Source organism: Alkalihalobacillus alcalophilus ATCC 27647 = CGMCC 1.3604, assembly GCF_000292245.2.
Classification (GTDB): domain Bacteria; phylum Bacillota; class Bacilli; order Bacillales; family Bacillaceae_D; genus Alkalihalobacillus; species Alkalihalobacillus alcalophilus.
Map to the genome: position 1 here is coordinate 22,233 of NZ_ALPT02000014.1, position 18,588 is coordinate 40,820.

Here is an 18,588-nt window from a genome sequence, read left to right on the forward strand (position 1 = left end):
TGTAACAAAAACCTTATCAATACAAAAAACCACTTCCATTCAGAAAGAGGCTGATTTAACACTAAATCTTTATCTTCCAGAATGCACCCATTCTGCAGGAGGTAGCACCACTCCACTTGGAAGGTTGCTGTGACTTCACTAGGCCTGTTCCTTCAGTCACTCTTGATAAAAACTATTCAATTTAAATAATAGAATAATCCGAATAAAATCATTTGTCAATCAAATTTTATTATTTCGGTAAAGCGTTAATGAGTGAAGCGATAAACTCTTATAAAAAGAAGCTAATTTGAAAATTGACGATTCCACAAATTGATGTCATAATTATCCGAATATAAATTTCAGCTGTTCATTTATAGCAAAAAGGAGTTCGAAATGGAGACAATCCAAGTACAAGGTGCCCCTAATTTTTATCAATGTCATCAAGGTGTATTACAAAGTTTACCAGAGAAAATAAAAAACATGGTACAACAAAAGCCCTTATCTTGCATGGGGAACAATCATGGAACGCCGCTAAATCCTTTCTTCCTTTGTGGCCGATTCCTGTTACTCACCTTTCCCATCATAAAAAATGTACACACGAGGAAACAAAACGAATCTCTGAAGTGATCTTTGAAGAAAATATCAATTTGATCATTGCTGTCGGTGGGGGGACTTGTTGTGACTTAGCCAAAGCAGCAGGATATACCACTAATACAGACGTCATTTTAATCCCAACACTTGCATCCAACTGTGCCGCTTGGACACCCTTAAGTGTATTTTATGACCAAGCTGGAAATTTTGTTGAATATAAAGTTTTTCCAAAATCAACCTATATGGTTTTAGTTGAACCGACCATCATTTTGAATTCCCCAAAGGACTATTTAAGAGCCGGTATTGGCGATACACTAGCCAAATGGTATGAGGCAGATGTATTAATCCGACCTCTTCCTGAAAAATCAATTCCCATTCAAATCGCTCATTATGCCGCAAAACTTTGTAAAGATCAACTCATAACGGACGGTGCAGCCGCTCTTTTGGCACTAGAAAACAACCAGTTAACAGATGCTTTTGTTCGTGTCGTTGAGACGATTATTTTAGCAGGAGGAATGGTGGGGAGCTATGGCGATCAGTACGGTCGTATTGCTGCCGCTCATTCGATTCATAATGGCTTAACCAAAGTAACAGAAACCGCATCAACCCTGCATGGTGATAAAGTAGCCTATGGCATTCTCGTACAACTTGTATTAGAAAAACGATTCGATGAAATCACTAAATTATTGCCTTTTTATAAAAGTTTATCCCTGCCCATCTCTTTAGATGAACTAAACATCCAAAAAGAGCGACTTGAAGAAGCGACTCAAATCACTGCAACAGCTTCCACTCAAGCTGGTGAATCGATTCATTTAATCGGTGAAATCCATTCAAGTGACGTGGTTGAAGCGATGATAGAACTTGATCAATTTGTCACTCAATATTCCACCATTTAGTCAAAATAAATAACGAACAAAAAAAGCCTTGAACTTTAACATTCAAAGGCTCTTTTCTGATTTGGTAAAAAGGAGAGAAACGACTATCGCACTCATCCCTGCGGTTAACTTTCCGATAATCATCGCAGAAACCATTTCTTGATTCATACCGGCCACAAATCCTAAATGTCCACCAAAAACAAAAGCACCACTTACAGCAAAGGTTATATTGACCACTTTTCCACGCTCATTCATATCTTTAAGCAGAGCTAACATTGGAATAATGTGGGCAAGAGAAGCAATCAGACCAGCTGTCGACTGTTCGTTTAATTTCACGAGCGAACCGGCTTTGTTTAACGGCCTGGATAAAACCTTTGTCATGACCGCAACAAAAGGAAAGGCTCCCGCTAAAACGATGGCGATTAACCCCACTGTTTGAACACCTTCAGCTAATGGGGCTAGCCCTGGGATCACAATGAATCCGGTTAATGTTTCAATCGCAATCGCAACAAGACCAAATATGGCAACACATGTGATGACCGTCCCAAATATTTGAAACAGCTTAATCATTTGTTTCATAAAAAAGACGAGCCCACTCATAATGATGACAGAAAACAAAATAGGAATAATTAAATTTCGTAAAATCAGTTCCATGTCAAAACCCGCCACAAGTCCACCGACCAAACAGCCGATTGGAATCGTACAAAGGCCAATTAAAATCCCTTTTGCAAAATAAGGGTGGTCGTTTTTCTCAATCAAACCTAAAGCAACTGGAATCGTAAAAGCAACCGTTGGACCAAACATCGTACCGAGCATCACCCAAGCAAACAGTGCGGCCTCTTCTGATTGAGCCATTTCTTCTGCTAACGCATAGCCCCCCATATCGAGAGCCAAAATCGTATTCGCAAAAGTGGCTGGATCGGCTCCAACTATTAAATAGAGCGGGCTTATGATCGGAATCAAAATGCTAGCTATAACAGGAGCTAATGAAACGATCCCTACGATAACGAGGGCAAGTGGCCCCATCGCCACAAAACCTTCCTTAAATTTCTCACCTAGGCCAAACCGATTGCCAATACAATAATCGATCGCTCCTAAAACAAGAAAAATAGCTAAAATACTAATAATGAGTTCATTAATGCTCATTGTATGTTTCCTCTCTCGTTCCTACTATGTATAAATGAAAAAGGCTACGCATCGTTAGCCCTCAATCATTTGTTTCATATAAAATCATTCCAGTCTTTGCGGTATCATAATTTCCTAATGATGTAATTTCATCTTTAAAGCTTTGTTTCTTCATGATCGATTTTACATGACTAATAAGTTCTTTATTTTCAGGTGTTTTTAATAAAACTAAATCATATCTCTCTGTAATAAGGGGAATAAAGTCTAAGTCGACCATTTTCGCGACTTTTTCGATCCCTACTCCAACGTCTGCCCTTCCAGCTGCAATCGCTGAAGCCACTCCTAAATGACTCGATTCGACTTGTTGATAACCATTCACTAGGCTTTGCGAGATATCATTTAATCTTAGTTGTTCTTCTAATAAAATTCTTGCACCTGAACCAATTTCACGGTTGATAAAACGTAACTTCTCATTTTTTAAATCAAGCCAATTTTTGACGGAGAAAGGGTTGCCCTTCTGCACCATTAACCCAGCTTTTCGCGATAAAAGATTCAAAATGATATACGAATGACCGATTAAAACTCTGCGCACGTATGGAAGGTTATACTCGCCGCTATCCCCATCAAACATATGGAGACTGACGATGTCACAATCCTTTTTATACATATTCATTAACCCATTTAAACTACCTTCATTTGAACGTAGGGCCGTGTAATCCCCGTTCCCCTCCAACTGCTTACCAAGTATATCCAATACAACATCTTGACCACTAATTAAAATCTTCCTCTTAGCCGATTTCCCTTGATGGGTATACTCTTGCGTAGTTGTAGGCATACTGTCGATGTTTTTTGGTGCTTTCTTTCCATTTATAAAAAGTTGCAAATCCTTTGATTGAATTCGCATTTGTCTACCAACTTTAAAAGAGGATATTTTGCCTTTTTTTATTAAATCATAAACCGTTAGCTTCGAAACTTTTAATAAACCGGCCACTTCCTCAACTGTATATGAGATTTCTTGCTCCATCGTTATCCCTCCTAAATTCTATTGTAATCATAAATAGGTATGGAGAAAACATTTATTAAAATAAATCTAGCTTTTTATAAATATATCTAACTATAATAAGTTATAAATAAATATAATTAGTTATAAATTTAGTTAGTTTTAGGAGGACATTATGAAAAAGTTTTTATCTATTCCTTTGTTTTTATTATTTTCTTTCGTTTTATTTGCATGCTCAAATTCAACTAAAGATGTAGAAAAACCGACTGTCGAGCTAACTGTATCAGCTGCGGCAAGCTTAAATGAGGCTTTAAATGAGATTCAAGAAACCTTTGAAGAAGAGTATACCCACATCGATCTATTATTTAACTTCGGAAGCTCTGGTACGTTACAACAACAAATTCATCAAGGGGCACCTGCCGACCTTTTCTTCTCAGCAGCAGAAGATAAATTCGATGAATTAGTTGATGAAGGTTTAATTGATGAAGAAAACGGAATTGACTTAGTCGGAAATGAGATTGTTCTGGTCACTCCAAGTGAATTCCCTAATGACATTCAGACTTTTACCGACTTAGAAACGGCCGATACGATTTCAATTGGAACACCAGAATCGGTTCCAGCTGGTCAATATGCTAAAGAAATGCTTGAAAATCTCGGCGTTTGGAATAGTATAGAAGAAAAGATTATTCCCGCAAAGGACGTGAGACAAGTGTTAACATATGTGGAAACAGGCAATGTCGAAGCAGGAATTGTCTATCATACAGATGCTCTTATTTCAGATAAAGTTAATATCTTGGAAAAAGCAGAGAAAGGCACACACGAACCAATTATTTATCCTGTAGGTGTATTGAATAACAGTGCAAACCTAGAAGAAGCGTTGATTTTTTATGAATATTTACAATCAGAGAAAGCACTCGAAATCCTCGAAAGCTATGGATTTTCAAACTTAGTCCAATAAAATGACTGATTTTTGGACTCCTGTCAAGCTTTCACTAGGGGTGGCTTCCTTTTCATTACTCATTGTTTTCATTTTAGGGATTGCAGCGGCTAAATTTATGGCTAATCGCACCTTTAAAGGAAGATCAGTCATTGATACCGTCCTCTTATTGCCACTCGTATTACCTCCATCAGTCGTCGGATTTTTACTAATTGTCATCTTTGGTCGACATTCCTTTATCGGACAGATGGTTCAATTTATTACGGGACAACCGATCATTTTTACCGTGACAGCCGCTGTTATAGCAGCTACGGTTGTGGCTTTTCCACTTATGTACCAAGCCACACTCGCTGGCTTCGAAACGATTAATAAAGATATTGAAAATGCCGCCCGGGTTGATGGAGCTGGTGAACTAAAAGTCTTTGGTCTTATCACGATGCCTCTCGCTTCTAAAGCAATTATTTCTGGGGGCATTTTAAGCTTTGCGAGAGCTCTCGGGGAATTTGGGGCAACACTTATGTTTGCTGGAAACCTTCCTGGACGGACACAAACGATTCCAACGGCCATTTATATGGCGATGGACAGTGGGAACATGACCTTAGCGTGGCAGTGGGTCATCGTCATTCTCTTTATTTCGTTTGGAATGTTAATGATGGTTAACTTTTTGAAGAGTAAATATTAAATAATAGAAATGCGTCGTTTAGGATATAAGAGACTAGATGGCGTTTTTTTATTGTTTCTAAACGGCACTGCGGGCGAATAAGAAGGTCCTTCTGCGTTAGAAATAGCTGATTGAGAATGGCCATATCATCAAGCCTCTCCACGACACTTAGCGGACAAAACCATACGGAGACTCCCTCAGGAATAAACCGTGGAGCGAGACCCCGCAGGTGTACCGAGGAGGCTCGCCAGGTTCCTGTAGGACGCGGAGTATGGTTTTGGGAGCGACAGCCGAAGTGCTTCATTTTAGTGAACAATTTCCTTCAACAGTCTACTAAGAGATGTGTTCAGACTGTCAACGATTGAACCGTTCATGTAAAGTCAATTTAAGTATTGTATCGCCCTAAAATCAATCCCTATCAACGGTTAAGGGTCAATTATACGCTGCGAAAGTTGAGTAATTATTAATTGAAAAATTAGTAAATAATGATATGATTTAACTATCATACATAGAAAGTGAGTGGTTATATATGACAGTCTGCTCTTGTTATCACACGAATGAATTTATTAAAGGGGAGAATTCAAAATAATATTGTGATTCTTCCATAATCGATTGGAGGAATAAAATGTTTAGTCATTATGGTCCGCTTTGTACGGAGTTGTACAATTTAACAAAACCTGTGGGACACTCAATTTCAGGTGACATTGAATTTTATTTTGAGAGGCTGAGTGGAACGAAAGGACGGATTCTTGAAGCTGCTGTCGGTTCTGGCCGATTTTATATCCCTATGCTTGAGCAAGGCTTTTTAATCGAGGGCATCGATAACTCTCCAGATATGCTGAGCTCCTGCCAGAAGCAGTGTGAGGAAAGAGACCTTTCCCCTACTTTATTTAAAGGTGATTTAAGTAACTTTGTTTTACCCAATAACTATGAGGTGATTGTGGTTCCCTCAGGCTCCTTTTGTCTAATTGAAGATTACCAGGCTGCTGTGAACGCTTTAACTTGTTTTTACGACCATTTACAGCCAGACGGACGACTAATTATTGATTTGATCTTATTAGATGGTTGGAATCCTGACCAAAATGAGCTCAAAACTTTCCCTATTTCTGAGGATGAGGGGATACTATTAGAGTCACGTGCTAAAGAGATTGATTGGGTTCATCAATACCATGTTTCATATTTAAAATATGAAAAGTGGCTCAAAGGAAAGTTAGTAGCTTCCGAATTGCAGAGATTTGCATTGAGGTGGTATGGCGTGAAGGAATTTGAATTGCTTTTAGAAAGTATAGGCTTTACGAACATTACGTACTCAGCTGATTATCATTTTAAGAAAGAACCAACTACATCAAGTTCTATCGTTACATTTGAAGCGATACGTTAATAGACTAGTTTCCATAACTAATACTGACTCAAAATGAAAGAATGGGTATGAAACCTCAAGAGGATTTGTGACGTCTCACTTAAAGTAAAAAGCAAAACTCTTGGGGGCTAAAAATAATATGAAAAAAATGATGTTACTGGTTCTATCAATGGCCTTTATATTTGGACCTTTATTCGGTTGTCAATCAAACGAAAACAACAAATTAACCGCTAATGAAATAGTGAAAGTTAGCCTCTCTACATCAAACGGCTTCGGTCATGTCAATTCAGACTTTTTGGTTGAATTTAATGATGTTGAGACGATTGAGCTTTTCGCCAAAATCTTTTCAAATGCGGTTAAGGAGCCTGGCATCGTCAATATGTCAGAACCAGAGTTTGATGTGGAAGTCCTTTATACTAATGGGGATAAACAAGGATACCATTTATGGGTAGGAGAACCTGGACAACTCAGCTCCTTAATTAACATTACGGATACTCACACGATTTATACGATTTCAGAGGAAATGAGTCAGAAGTTAATGGAGTTCATAGAAGGATTATTTTAGTAGGAATTTAACAAACGGTCTTAACTCTTTTATTGTGAGTAAGACCGTTTGTTATTATTTATAACCGTTTATTGCCCCTCTCCAAGCTTAGCCATATTGGCATGAATCGCTTGATGGACCGCTGAGCGGAATCCGCTATCCTCAAGAGCTGCTACCGACTGAATTGTCGTGCCTCCTGGTGAACAAACATCATCTTTGAGTTTAGCTGGGTGCTCGCCTGTTTCTAAAACCATCTTCGCTGATCCAAGTACAGCTTGGGACGCAATTGTATAAGCTTTCTCTCTTGGCATTCCATATAGAACAGCGGCATCTGCCAAGGCTTCTATGTACATATAAATAAAGGCTGGCGATGAGCCGCCAACTGCACTCGCCGTATCCATCAACGATTCATCAATCACTTCTGCTTTTCCAAAACTTTCACATAAATTAATGATCGTTTGCTTATCTTCCTCTGTCATTACTGCATTAAAGCTCAGTGCTGTTAGTCCTTCTCCAACAAGAACAGGAGTATTTGGCATTGCTTTTGCCATCTTCACTTGACGCTCAAATCGCTCTTCATTTGCAGCAATCGATTGTCCACCTGCAATCAGGACAATAATTTGCTCCTCTTGAATCTCCTCTTTTATTTCATCAATTACTGATTCATATTGATCAGGAGTGATTGAAAGAATGATAATGTCACACTTTTTAGCCACTTCAACATTCGACTCGGCGATTTGTATACCGTATGTTTCATGAAGTTCTACTAATTTTGTAATGGTCCGGTTTGATACAAATATATTAGCCGGATTAATGATTTTTGATTCAACTAGGCCACCAATCATCGCCTTAGCCATATTGCCACTACCGATAAAACCAACTTTCCTATTCATAATAGCACCCCTTCCTTAAATCCCTAAGCGTGTTCATTGTAATATAGCCATGTGCGGAACACAAATGCTACGATTTATTTTGGTGTGTTGGGTGTTGAGCGGAGTTGCTCTGCGTTAATTACACAATTCCCTCGGCCAAATCCCCCCGTTCATATATGTTAAACACAAAAAAGCCGTCTCAAAAGGTCTATTACCTTTGAGACGACTCTTATTTGCACTATTTAAGCTTTAGCTTTCACTTTTTCTTTTTTAATTTGCTTACTGCGCAGTTGACCACAGGCAGCATCGATATCAGTACCGTGCTCCAGACGAACTCCACAGTTAATGCCTTTTTTCTTTAATGTATCAAAGAAAATGCGAATGTCTTCGTTGTCACTACGTTGATATTGACCATGCTCATCAACTGGATTATAAGGAATTAAGTTCACATAGGTTAACTTTCGACGTGAAGTTCCGATTAGATTAGCTAGCTCTAGGGCATGCTCTTTCTGATCGTTAACACCTTTTAATAAAATATATTCAAACGTAATCCGACGATTTGATTTTTCTAAATAATAATCGACCGAATCCATTAACTTCTCAATTGGGAAAGCTCTGTTTACTTTCATAATTTGCGTTCTTAGCTCGTTATTAGGAGCGTGTAAAGAAATCGCTAAGTTTACTTGTAATTTCAAATCAGCAAATTCATAAATTTTTGGAACGATTCCACTTGTCGAAACGGTAATATGACGAGCACCAATCGCCAACCCTTTTTGATCCTTCACAATTTCAAGAAAATCAACCATGTTTGTAAAGTTATCAAATGGTTCACCAATACCCATAACAACGATATGACTAACACGCTCATCATTATTACGTGTGTCTAAATGTAGTTGAACTTTCATAATCTGTTCCACAATTTCGCCACTCGTTAGGTCACGACTTTTTCTTAATAAACCACTCGCACAGAAGCTGCAACCGATATTACAACCGACTTGTGTCGTGACACAAACCGATAATCCATACTTATGCTTCATTAAGACAGTTTCAATTAAATTGCCATCTGAAAGCTTTAATAAAAACTTAATCGTGCCATCTTTTGATTCTTGCTGCAAGTGAACATTCATCGTTTCAAACGCAAAATTTTCTTCCAATAGTGCTAAACAATCTTTATTAACATTTGTCATTTCTGAAAAATCCGTAACACGCTTACGGTAGAGCCAATCCCACACTTGCTGTGCTCTAAATTTCTTATGTCCACGTTCTAGTAACCATTCTGTTAACTGTTCAATCGTTAACCCATAAATGGACTGTTTTACCATGATATTACCCTCCGATACCACCTCAAAATGGACCTCATTCTAATTATAGGCTCGCCAATCTTTTGCCCTTTCAAACTTAGAATTCAAAGGATTTACTTTTCTGCATTTCGATAATGGTCAAATTTTTTTGATCACAAAAGCCCCAACTACTGTTTTAACCAGATCAAGTTGGTGTCGATTGAGAAATTGGCATGATTATATAAAAACAAGACATCTGTGATATTTTGCTCTTTTACTACCTCATACATATTATCACGATAATAGCGTAAGTCAACCATATGAATTTCTTCAAAATGACTCGCAAGCAATGGAGCGATAACATGAGCATAGGAATCCTTTATTAAAAGGAGCTTCCTCCCATTATTTACATCCGATTTTATTTTCACATAACGGTGCTGTCCATTTAGAAAAAAACCGTACTGATCTCGTTTATTTAAATAATCCCATTCATAAAAGGAATGTTCTACTAAACCCGAGTCAGGATAATGAACTTGATATTGTGGACCATCAATTAATTGAAAAACTTCAATTTTATCGGCTTGAATCCAACCGAGAGGAGCTTTGGCATCATACGTTCCATAAAATTGAGAAGAAACCTCCTCGATTTTGTAATCCTGAATAGCATATGGTGTCAAATTCATTTCCTCGGCAATTTTTTGATAGGCATAAAAGGCCCCTCTCATCGTCCAATGGTGGTCCGTACGAAAATAAATTGATTCATCTTTATGTTTCGATAAGACCTCAAAGCCATTAATGACCTTCATTTCTCCTTCTAAAAAAGCTTCAACATCCTTTTGTGCAGCCATCTGTGAATCATTGCTAACAAAGCTTGGCAACAACTCTGGATACATTTCAATGGAAGTAGGAGCCAGAAACACATGCGATTGTATTCCTTCCCCTTCTACCTTTTGGGCAAAATAAGACAAATACTCAAGGTTTTTTTGAAATTGTTCAGAAGAATGAGCATACGCTTCCAATAAATACTGATTAGCTCCGAAATAAATCCCTTTGCTTTCCTGTTTGTTTGTCCAGTACTCTACATTTGCTTGTGTTGTCACCCACAAATCCTTCCAAACAAACTGATCAGTTACATATGTTTCGATATCACTCGTAAATTGGCCATCTACTAACCGAGTATAGGAAAATGACGGCTTTTGTGCTAAATAACGATTTTCTAATTCCGAAAAACTTCGACTTTCACTAAAAAGATTCCAAAGTAACAAACCTGATATAAACAATACGAATAAGGCAATTCGGGTCCTTTCCATCTTCCACCTCCTCGTTATAAAGCGGAGTCCGTTTGCTCAGAAGCGAGAAAAAATAAGAACAGCTGATGAAGACGTTTTTTGTCTTCATTCAGATTGGCGATTTTTCTCGAGCTTCTAACGGACGCAGCTAGATTAAAATCGGAAATAAAGGAACGGATTAAACAATTCACTAACTAAATAGGCCGTTGATAAAAATAAAAGGAAAAATAAATAAAAAAGCGCTGCCGATTCCATTAGCCATTTTACCGGCTGACGACTTTTAAAACGGCTCGTTTTCTTTGAGATAAATGTCCAAGTCGGTAAAGACGCCAATACCAGAATGACCAATAAAACGAAGTGCCGATAAAACTCATATACAAAGGCTTGATTCACAATTGCGTTTCCTAATAAGCCAAACATAGCCTGTAAATAAAGAAAACCAAGTGAAATATCCTCAAACACGAACAACACCCATCCTATTAATATGAAAAAAATAAAGTAAAAATGCTGCATCCATTTTGGAGCTTTTTCTAAAATCCTTAACCAGCCCGCTTTTTCAATGGCAATAAACAAACCAAAATACAGGCCCCATAAAGCAAAGTTCCAACTCGCTCCATGCCAAATTCCAGTTAAACCCCAGACAATAAATAAATTACGATAGAGCTTCCATTTTCCATGTTCACTACCTCCTAGTGGGATGTAGACGTAATCTCGAAACCAGGCCCCAAGTGTCATATGCCATCTTCGCCAAAATTCAGAAATACTCCGTGCCATATACGGATAATGAAAGTTTTTCGGAAAATCAAATCCAAACATTTTCCCAAGACCTATCGCCATATCTGAATACCCACTAAAATCAAAATAAATCTGAAAAGCAAAGGCGATAATTCCGAGCCACGCTAATAAAATCGATAGCTCTGAAGGGTCCTGTGCCGCCACCTCACGCCAAAGTAAACCAATATTATTAGCAAGTAAAACCTTTTTAGCGAGCCCAATGATAAACAGTTGAACCCCTTCCGAAAATTGAGATGCTTGAAATTTACGCTCAGTCAACTGCAAGGCAATCATTTTATAACGAACGATTGGACCCGCGATCAATTGTGGAAACAAACATACATATAAGGCAAGAGCAATTGGATTACGCTGTGCCGTCACCCGACCTCTATAGACGTCAATCGTATAAGACATCGTCTGAAACGTATAAAACGAAAGGCCGATCGGTAAAGGAAGTTCAAGCAAAGCGATTTGTATACCAATTAAGCCATTGACTGTCTCGATTAAAAAATCGGCATATTTAAAGAAGGATAAAATCAAGACACTAATCATAAGAGAAGAAATTAGTCCGAATTTAGCCTTCTTCTTATTGTTATCTCGGTGTCGTTCAATCCAAAGCCCATGCCAATAATCAACAAAGGCAGAGAAAAGCATTAAGAAAATATAGATTGGTTCACCCCAAGCATAAAAAAGCAAACTTACGACTAATAAAATTACATTTTTCCCTTTTCATGGGCACAAATAATAGAGTGCCAATGCGATAGGAAGAAAATAAAACAAAAAGGTTAAACTACTAAAAACCATTGGATCACCCCATATCATACCCGTGTATGTACAGTCTCCTGCACAATAAAACAAGCTCCTTTAAAACAGAAAAAGGCACATGCAAGATGCACCTTTCTCTTCTATTTTATAAATGTTCATCAAAAATCGCTTCTAATTTTTGTGCATCATCATATGTGGCATAAAGAATAAACAAGCCATCTACTTTAATAATATTGTTTTTCACCTTTTCGTATTGGTCTGGTAAATAAGACTCCCAAATACGATGTTGATTTTCGAGTTCTCGCTCTAAACCTTCTTGTAAAGCCGCAACTTCCGCTTCATCAGCTGCCTCTAATAAAATAATTTGATCTGAATTCACATTCATTGCCGCCTGGAGCACGTAACCATTCGCCAGTTGAGAAGAATCGATCTTCATATTTTCTAGTAACATTTCTACAAGCGGATCATCTGTTGCCGTTTCATCGGTTAAGTCTGTTTCAATATACATTTGCAGCTGACCATCTACATAAACATCTTCCCCTAAACCTGCCTCTTGTAAATCCTCGGCAATTTGGTCCTTAATACTCGAAAAGATTTCCTCTAATGAGATTTCTCCCGACTGGTTCTCTCCCTCATCATTATCTCCACTGTTACAACCAATTAAAGTAAAAACAACTAGAGCCATTGTTAATAAGCGTAAAAAATTTTTCATGATGTCCTCCCTTTGCTCTCTCATTCATTTATCTAACTATTTAACGCCTACAAAATGAAGAGGGTTTCAATTTTTTTGGCCTTTTCTACCCAACGATGTTTGGTTCAGCTAAATTACTCCGCCAGCTGCAAGCCATGCGTAAGTTGCCAGTAGAATATATGGGGGAAATTGCTGAAACATCATGACACACAAATAAGGTGAAGGAAGTTAGAGAGCAGGCTTATACCGCCTTCTTTTTGTGCTCCAATCATCTAACGACCTACACCTTCATAAGTATATCTAAACAAGTTGAAATTTGACTCCTTTTAACACTTACTCATCTCACCATTTATCCATTACCCAATTGATTCCTCAACAATGACAGACCAGCCTTTGCCCTTATAGGCGTTGTAACCTTCTGTCAGGCTATAAGCATAGATACAATTGTTTTCAATCGTATACCCCCGTGTTTCTTTTCCGGATAAAATATGTTGTACGGCTTGTAAATGAGTTAATTTCTTCTCTAAAATTTCTTCTTTGTTTTTTGAAGCAATAATGTAACCTTCGGAGTTAATGACCGCAATTTGGCTCTTTTGATCAAGCTTTACACGTTCAATAATATCAAAGATAAAATCCCAATTAAAACGAGTGGAAAAAACTCCAATCGTTTTCCCGTCTTCATTCCGAACCGGACAAGAGTAAGCAATCGTATGGCCCCCGATGGACGGTGAATAATAGAGATCAGATACATAAACATCGTCACTCTCGATTGTTTTCTCAAACCATTCACGCCCCGTCATATTTTGGCCAACTAACGATTCGTCCTTCGCTGTAGCCACGATATTTCCTTCTAAATCAAGAACCAAAAGCTCGAAATAAACTTCATAAATCGTATAAATATTCTCCATTAAAGCTTGAGCTGCTTGTTTTGTATCTTCTCCTGGATGTGTCAGACTCTTGATGAGTGCATCAAAAGTGGCCCATGCTTGAACATCACAATTACGCTCAAATAAGTTCCGATCGATCTTATCAATTGTATCAAAGGCAATATCCACCGTTCTCACAGCTATAATCTCATTTGCCTTCTGCTGAATTCTTTCGATTAACTCTTCACTCTCATTACTTGCATTTAAGCTATCTTCGGCAAATTTTTTTATTTCTGTTGCCACAACCGCAAACCCTCGCCCTGCAGTCCCTGCACGAGCAGCTTCAATCCCTGAATTCAACGCTAAAATATTAGATTTAATCGAAATATCCTTAATTTTTTTCATCGTACCTTGCATGTTCTTATTATCTTCTTTTAATTCATTCATGAGCTTGGACACATTTAAATTATTTACAATTACTTTCTCCACTCCTACCCACTCCTTTAAACAAAATCAAACATATAGTCCTATGACAAAACAACCATGATTTAACAGTGATTATATCATAACGATTAGTACAAATCTTCTGAACATAAAATTTTTTATAAGATAGCTTAAGTTTGAAGGTTCTGGCTATCGTTTGTTGCGAACTTGTTGAGCTCCACTTTCCCTCTTCTCCTTGAGATTTCGCCCTCACAATCAAAAAAGAACCGCTCAATGAGCCGTTCTTTTTCTCTCTTATAAATTATCGAAGAAAAGTCTCACAACATCTGCTCCACCGACAAATGTTCCGAGTGCACTCCCAATGTTGGCTAATACAACAATTAATAGGATTCGTGTGACATTATTTCGCCAAAAACCTTTCGCTGAATGGACGTCTTTTGATAAATTTTCAAAATCTCTGACACTCGGTCGTTTAAAGTAAGCTTGAACTAATCCAGCTATTAAACCAGCCGATATAAAGGGGTTCAGTGAGCTAAAAGGTGCGACGACAAAAGCCGAGACAATCGCTAGTGGATGACCTAATGCCACCGCTGCTCCAATTGCTGCAAAAGAACCATTCCATAAAATCCAGCTCATGGTTTGCTGCAGCCCTGCTTCAGGGTTAGAAAAGAAAGTAAAAGCAATAATACTAATAATAAATATCGGGATCATCCAGCCAACTACTTTTGGCCATTTTGCTTTTGGCGGTCGCTCATTCAACTTCTTTAAATTATGTTCCTTATGTATTTCCTGAGTAATTCCCGGTACGTGAGCGGCTCCAAGTACAGCCACAACCTTATCACCTGGTGCCTTTTTTATATGTTGGGCTAGATATTGATCACGCTCATCAATTAAAGGTTTTTTTAAACGTGGAAAAGATTCTGTTAAGTCTTTTAGCATCGCATTCAGCATATCCTGTGACTTCATCTTTTCCATCTCTTCTTCTGTGAGCGTCTCTTTACTAAAAATCGACCCAGTGATTTGATACATTAAATCCGCCTTGCCTTTAAAACCAATTTGATGCCAGATTCGAGCAAAAGTCGTTTGAATGTTACGGTCAGCTAAAACGAGCTCTGCCCCTGTTTCTTTTGCAGAATCAATCCCTTGAATCATTTCTTGACCAGGCTTTACACCAAACTGATCGGCCATTCTATTTTGGAAAGAGGAAATCGCTAAATTCATTAACAATAACGTCGCTTTTTTCTCTTTTATCACCTTGAAAATATCCATATCCTTCCATTTATTACCATCCATAATGGACTGATAACGCTGTTCATCTAATTCAATACAAACGGAATCTGGTCGTTCCGTTTCAATTACTTCCTTTACTTGTTCAGCACTTTGTTTAGATACATGGGCGGTCCCTATTAAAATAATTTCTTTGCCGTCCACATGTAGCCGCGTAATATTCTCTTCGGACATCGGTTCTCCTGCCTTTTCGAGTATTTTTTTCTATTATACATCTTTTCAACCCCGTTGTATCTTCCAGAACAGAAGATCAAATACCTATACGAAATAAAAACATCTTTTTACATAATAAGTGTCAATTAGATGAACCGGTAAAAGCATTTAAGCTTCTTCTTGATGAAAAGTTGGACGAAAAATAACTCCGGCACTGATTATGATAAGTAATAAACAGCCAATCGCATAGTATAAACTGCCTTCTCCTATCCAATCAATTAACACTCCTCCTATCAAAGGACCGAGCATACTGCCTATACTAAATGAAATCGCAATTAATACATTACCAGTTGGCAATAATTGTTTTGGCAATAAATCGGCCAAATACATCAGGCCAAGAGAATAAAAAGAGCCTAGTAATCCACCTGACACTAAAAAAGCGATTATTAGCAAAGGGATATGCTCCTCGTATTGTGGAAGTGTTAGAAAAATCCCCGCTCCAAGTATTGCGAGAATAAGTAACACTTTTTTACGACCTACTCGGTCACTTAATATACCGAGCGGAATTTGTGTAATAACTCCACCAATAACAAATGCCGGAAGTATAATAGAAAGCCATTCGACATCAATACCAATAAGCAGAGCATAGATTGGATAGCTACCATGTATCGTGGCCTCCATAAAACCAAAGGCAAGAGGAGGTAAAAAAGCAAACCAACCGTATTTGATGACTAACCAATAGCGTCCAAGTGTGCCTGACTGTTGAATCGTCTCAACTGTATTATCAGGCCACTCATTACGAATTTTCAACAAAATAAGCCAAATAATAGCACAAAATAAAGCGGCAATGACAAAAGGCAATCGTTCATCTATCGCTAGCAAATTGGTCATCAGAGGACCACCAGCAAAACCAGCACTAAAAGCCAAACCGTAAATGGCAATATTTCGTCCGCGAACTGCCTTTGAACTTGTTGATGTAATCCAGACTTGTGTTGAGAAGTGAACCATATTATCTGCCACACCGATAATTAAACGGAGTACGAACCAAAACCAAAAACTTTGCCATAATGGAAATAACAGCAATGTCGCAATAATCACTATCAACCCAATTGATATAACCGGTTTATAACCATATTTACGAACAGGGTGCTCGATAAAAGGTGAAGCAAGTAAAACTCCGATATAGAGAGCTACGGCATTCATCCCATTCATTGCGGAAGAATAGCCTGCTTGTTCAAGTACAATGGCAAGTAGAGGCAAGAGCATCCCCTGCACAAAACCAGCAACAAAAACCATTACAACTAGCATAATTAAACGGAGATTTGGTGAATTATTCTGTGCTATAGACAAGCAACCTCCTCCTTTCTGTCATAACCATCAAATACTTTCTTTAGATAGAATAAATTGATTTGTTAATGTATAAGACCCCCACACAATTATTGAATATGTACAACATAAACCTTGAAATAAACACTCACCCCTATATGATGCTAAAGAAACCCTCGGGAAGTAACCCTAAATAAGAACACACCCAATTATCTAACAATTCGCCTTCGTAATACAACAAAAAAAGGTGAAAAGTGTTTGATCACCTCTCACCTTTTTTAATTTCTTGAGTTGTCTGTAAAATATAGCATCCATATCGTTCTAATCATCCAAAAAACAAACGACCTTCTGCTCAGTCATTTCCTCTATTGCAAACGCGATCCCTTCTCGACCTAGACCAGAGCCTTTCACTCCTCCAAACGGCATTGCGTCAATACGATAATCACTACTATCATTGACCATTACAGCTCCAACCTCTAATTCAAAAATCGCTTTTTGTGCCGCTTTTAAATTATTAGTAAAAATGCCTGCTTGCAATCCATAATCAACCGCATTCGCTTCTGCAATAGCAGCATCTAAGCTACCAACAGGAAATAACATGACAACAGGACCGAAGATTTCTTCCTGAGCGATCGGGTCAAGTCGGTTCACATTCGTTAAGACAGTTGGTTCAACAAAATTCCCGCTTCTTTTGCCGCCTGCTTTTATCATAGCTCCTCTAGCTGTGGCATCTTTGATAAGCCGCTCAACACGAACCGCTTCTTTTTCATTAATAAGCGGCCCTATATCTGTTTGTTCCTTTAATTTATGACCAACCTTAACATGCCTTGTTTTCTCCACAAACTTTTCTTCAAATTGCTCATAAATTTCGGCTTCCACATAAATTCGTTGGACACTTAAGCAATTTTGACCCGCTGCCCAAAAGGCACCTGAGACAGTGGAATCAACCGCTTTATCTAAATCAGCGTCCTTTAATACAATTACTGGCGAATTTGAGCCAAGTTCCATGCTTATTTTTTTCAAACCGGCTTTACGAGTAATCGCTTCTCCTACTTCACGACCACCTGTAAAACTGATCATTCTAACACTTGGGTCTGTAATTAACATATCGCCAATTTCACGACCATACCCGGTCACTACAGAGAGAACTTTTTCAGGAAGACCAGCATATTCAAACGCTTCTGCTAAAAGCAATGCACTTAAAGGAGTCTCCGTTGCGGGCTTGACGATAATCGCATTTCCTGAAGCAATTGCTGGACCTATTTTATGTGCGACTAAGTTAAGCGGGTCGTTAAAGGGGGTAATCGCTCCAATAATGCCGATTGGAAAACGATAATAATATCCATGCCTCGTTTCACTTCCCGGCATTTGATCAAAATTTATCGTCTTTCCTTCAATTCTTCTCGCCTCTTCAGCACTAATTCGTAACGTCTCAATTGCTCTTGTTACTTCTTTCCTTGCCTCTTTAATTGTTTTACAGCCTTCATTGGCTATCGTGGTTGCAAATTTCGAAAAATTCTCTTCCACATAAAGAGCCGCTTTTCGAATGATATCCATCCGTTTATGAATTGGCAACTTAGCTGCAAGCTTAGCTCCTTCCTTGGCTTCCTCTATACACAAAATCATATCTTCTACCGATGCAGCCGGAACCGTTTCTATAATCGTATTATCCTCAGGATTTCGCACTTCAATTTGTTGCTCTCTCGTGACCCACTTTCCCGCTAAAAACATCTTTTGATTCATCAGTTTGAGTTTCATATCATACCCTC

Annotated in this window: 15 protein-coding genes, 1 pseudogene and 1 riboswitch; of the genes and pseudogenes, 5 read left to right on the plus strand and 11 right to left on the minus strand. The window is 38.2% G+C overall.

Annotated elements, in window-relative coordinates:
* Window positions 1-66: 66 nt before the first annotated feature.
* Window positions 67-172: riboswitch (SAM riboswitch) on the minus strand.
* A 310-nt stretch (window positions 173-482) separates the two neighbouring features.
* Window positions 483-1,466 (plus strand): iron-containing alcohol dehydrogenase family protein, encoded by a 984-nt coding sequence (locus BALCAV_RS05500; protein ID WP_235213073.1) that lies wholly within the window; start codon window positions 483-485, stop codon window positions 1,464-1,466.
* A 42-nt stretch (window positions 1,467-1,508) separates the two neighbouring features.
* Here BALCAV_RS05500 and eutH read toward each other — a convergent pair whose 3' ends face one another.
* Together eutH and BALCAV_RS05510 are read right to left on the minus strand one after the other, a co-directional pair.
* Entirely contained in the window at window positions 1,509-2,591 is a 1,083-nt protein-coding gene (eutH, locus tag BALCAV_RS05505; protein ID WP_003322557.1) for an ethanolamine utilization protein EutH, read from the minus strand.
* 61 nt (window positions 2,592-2,652) lie between these two features.
* Window positions 2,653-3,594: a helix-turn-helix transcriptional regulator gene (locus BALCAV_RS05510; RefSeq protein WP_003322556.1), complete on the minus strand. Its 942-nt coding sequence runs from the start codon at window positions 3,592-3,594 to the stop codon at window positions 2,653-2,655.
* 151 nt (window positions 3,595-3,745) lie between these two features.
* On the opposite strand from BALCAV_RS05510, the gene modA reads away from it, so the two are divergent.
* From modA to BALCAV_RS05530, 4 genes are all read left to right on the plus strand, one after another.
* The gene (gene modA / locus BALCAV_RS05515) at window positions 3,746-4,528 is read left to right on the plus strand and encodes a molybdate ABC transporter substrate-binding protein (RefSeq protein WP_003324743.1); all 783 of its coding nucleotides are present in this window, start codon (window positions 3,746-3,748) and stop codon (window positions 4,526-4,528) included.
* A 1-nt stretch (window position 4,529) separates the two neighbouring features.
* On the plus strand, window positions 4,530-5,189 hold the full coding sequence (gene modB / locus BALCAV_RS05520) for a molybdate ABC transporter permease subunit (protein WP_003324744.1): 660 nt from the start codon (window positions 4,530-4,532) through the stop codon (window positions 5,187-5,189).
* 604 nt (window positions 5,190-5,793) lie between these two features.
* Complete coding sequence (locus BALCAV_RS05525; RefSeq protein ID WP_003322964.1) at window positions 5,794-6,549, plus strand: class I SAM-dependent methyltransferase; 756 nt, start codon at window positions 5,794-5,796, stop codon at window positions 6,547-6,549.
* A gap of 118 nt (window positions 6,550-6,667) precedes the next feature.
* Window positions 6,668-7,093 carry a hypothetical protein gene (locus BALCAV_RS05530; protein WP_003322963.1) on the plus strand — a complete coding sequence of 142 codons (426 nt, stop codon included), beginning with the start codon at window positions 6,668-6,670 and terminating at the stop codon, window positions 7,091-7,093.
* 68 nt (window positions 7,094-7,161) lie between these two features.
* Here BALCAV_RS05530 and proC read toward each other — a convergent pair whose 3' ends face one another.
* From proC to BALCAV_RS05575, 9 genes and pseudogenes are all read right to left on the minus strand, one after another.
* Window positions 7,162-7,965, minus strand: coding sequence for a pyrroline-5-carboxylate reductase (proC, locus tag BALCAV_RS05535; protein WP_003322962.1), 804 nt, complete (start codon window positions 7,963-7,965; stop codon window positions 7,162-7,164).
* 221 nt (window positions 7,966-8,186) lie between these two features.
* The gene (gene rlmN / locus BALCAV_RS05540; RefSeq protein WP_003322961.1) at window positions 8,187-9,266 is read right to left on the minus strand and encodes a dual-specificity RNA methyltransferase RlmN; all 1,080 of its coding nucleotides are present in this window, start codon (window positions 9,264-9,266) and stop codon (window positions 8,187-8,189) included.
* Window positions 9,267-9,412: 146 nt separating this feature from the next.
* Window positions 9,413-10,534: a DHHW family protein gene (locus BALCAV_RS05545; protein WP_003322960.1), complete on the minus strand. Its 1,122-nt coding sequence runs from the start codon at window positions 10,532-10,534 to the stop codon at window positions 9,413-9,415.
* A gap of 132 nt (window positions 10,535-10,666) precedes the next feature.
* Window positions 10,667-12,091 (minus strand): annotated as a pseudogene (locus BALCAV_RS05550) (MBOAT family O-acyltransferase).
* 106 nt (window positions 12,092-12,197) lie between these two features.
* Complete coding sequence (locus BALCAV_RS21070) at window positions 12,198-12,764, minus strand: DUF4358 domain-containing protein (RefSeq protein WP_003321038.1); 567 nt, start codon at window positions 12,762-12,764, stop codon at window positions 12,198-12,200.
* A 335-nt stretch (window positions 12,765-13,099) separates the two neighbouring features.
* Window positions 13,100-14,098: a methyl-accepting chemotaxis protein gene (locus BALCAV_RS05560; protein WP_003321039.1), complete on the minus strand. Its 999-nt coding sequence runs from the start codon at window positions 14,096-14,098 to the stop codon at window positions 13,100-13,102.
* Window positions 14,099-14,347: 249 nt separating this feature from the next.
* Window positions 14,348-15,514 carry a TraB/GumN family protein gene (locus BALCAV_RS05565; protein ID WP_003321040.1) on the minus strand — a complete coding sequence of 389 codons (1,167 nt, stop codon included), beginning with the start codon at window positions 15,512-15,514 and terminating at the stop codon, window positions 14,348-14,350.
* A gap of 147 nt (window positions 15,515-15,661) precedes the next feature.
* Entirely contained in the window at window positions 15,662-16,843 is a 1,182-nt protein-coding gene (locus tag BALCAV_RS05570) for an MFS transporter (RefSeq protein ID WP_003321042.1), read from the minus strand.
* A 297-nt stretch (window positions 16,844-17,140) separates the two neighbouring features.
* Window positions 17,141-18,577, minus strand: coding sequence for an aldehyde dehydrogenase family protein (locus BALCAV_RS05575; protein WP_003321044.1), 1,437 nt, complete (start codon window positions 18,575-18,577; stop codon window positions 17,141-17,143).
* Window positions 18,578-18,588 lie beyond the last annotated feature (11 nt).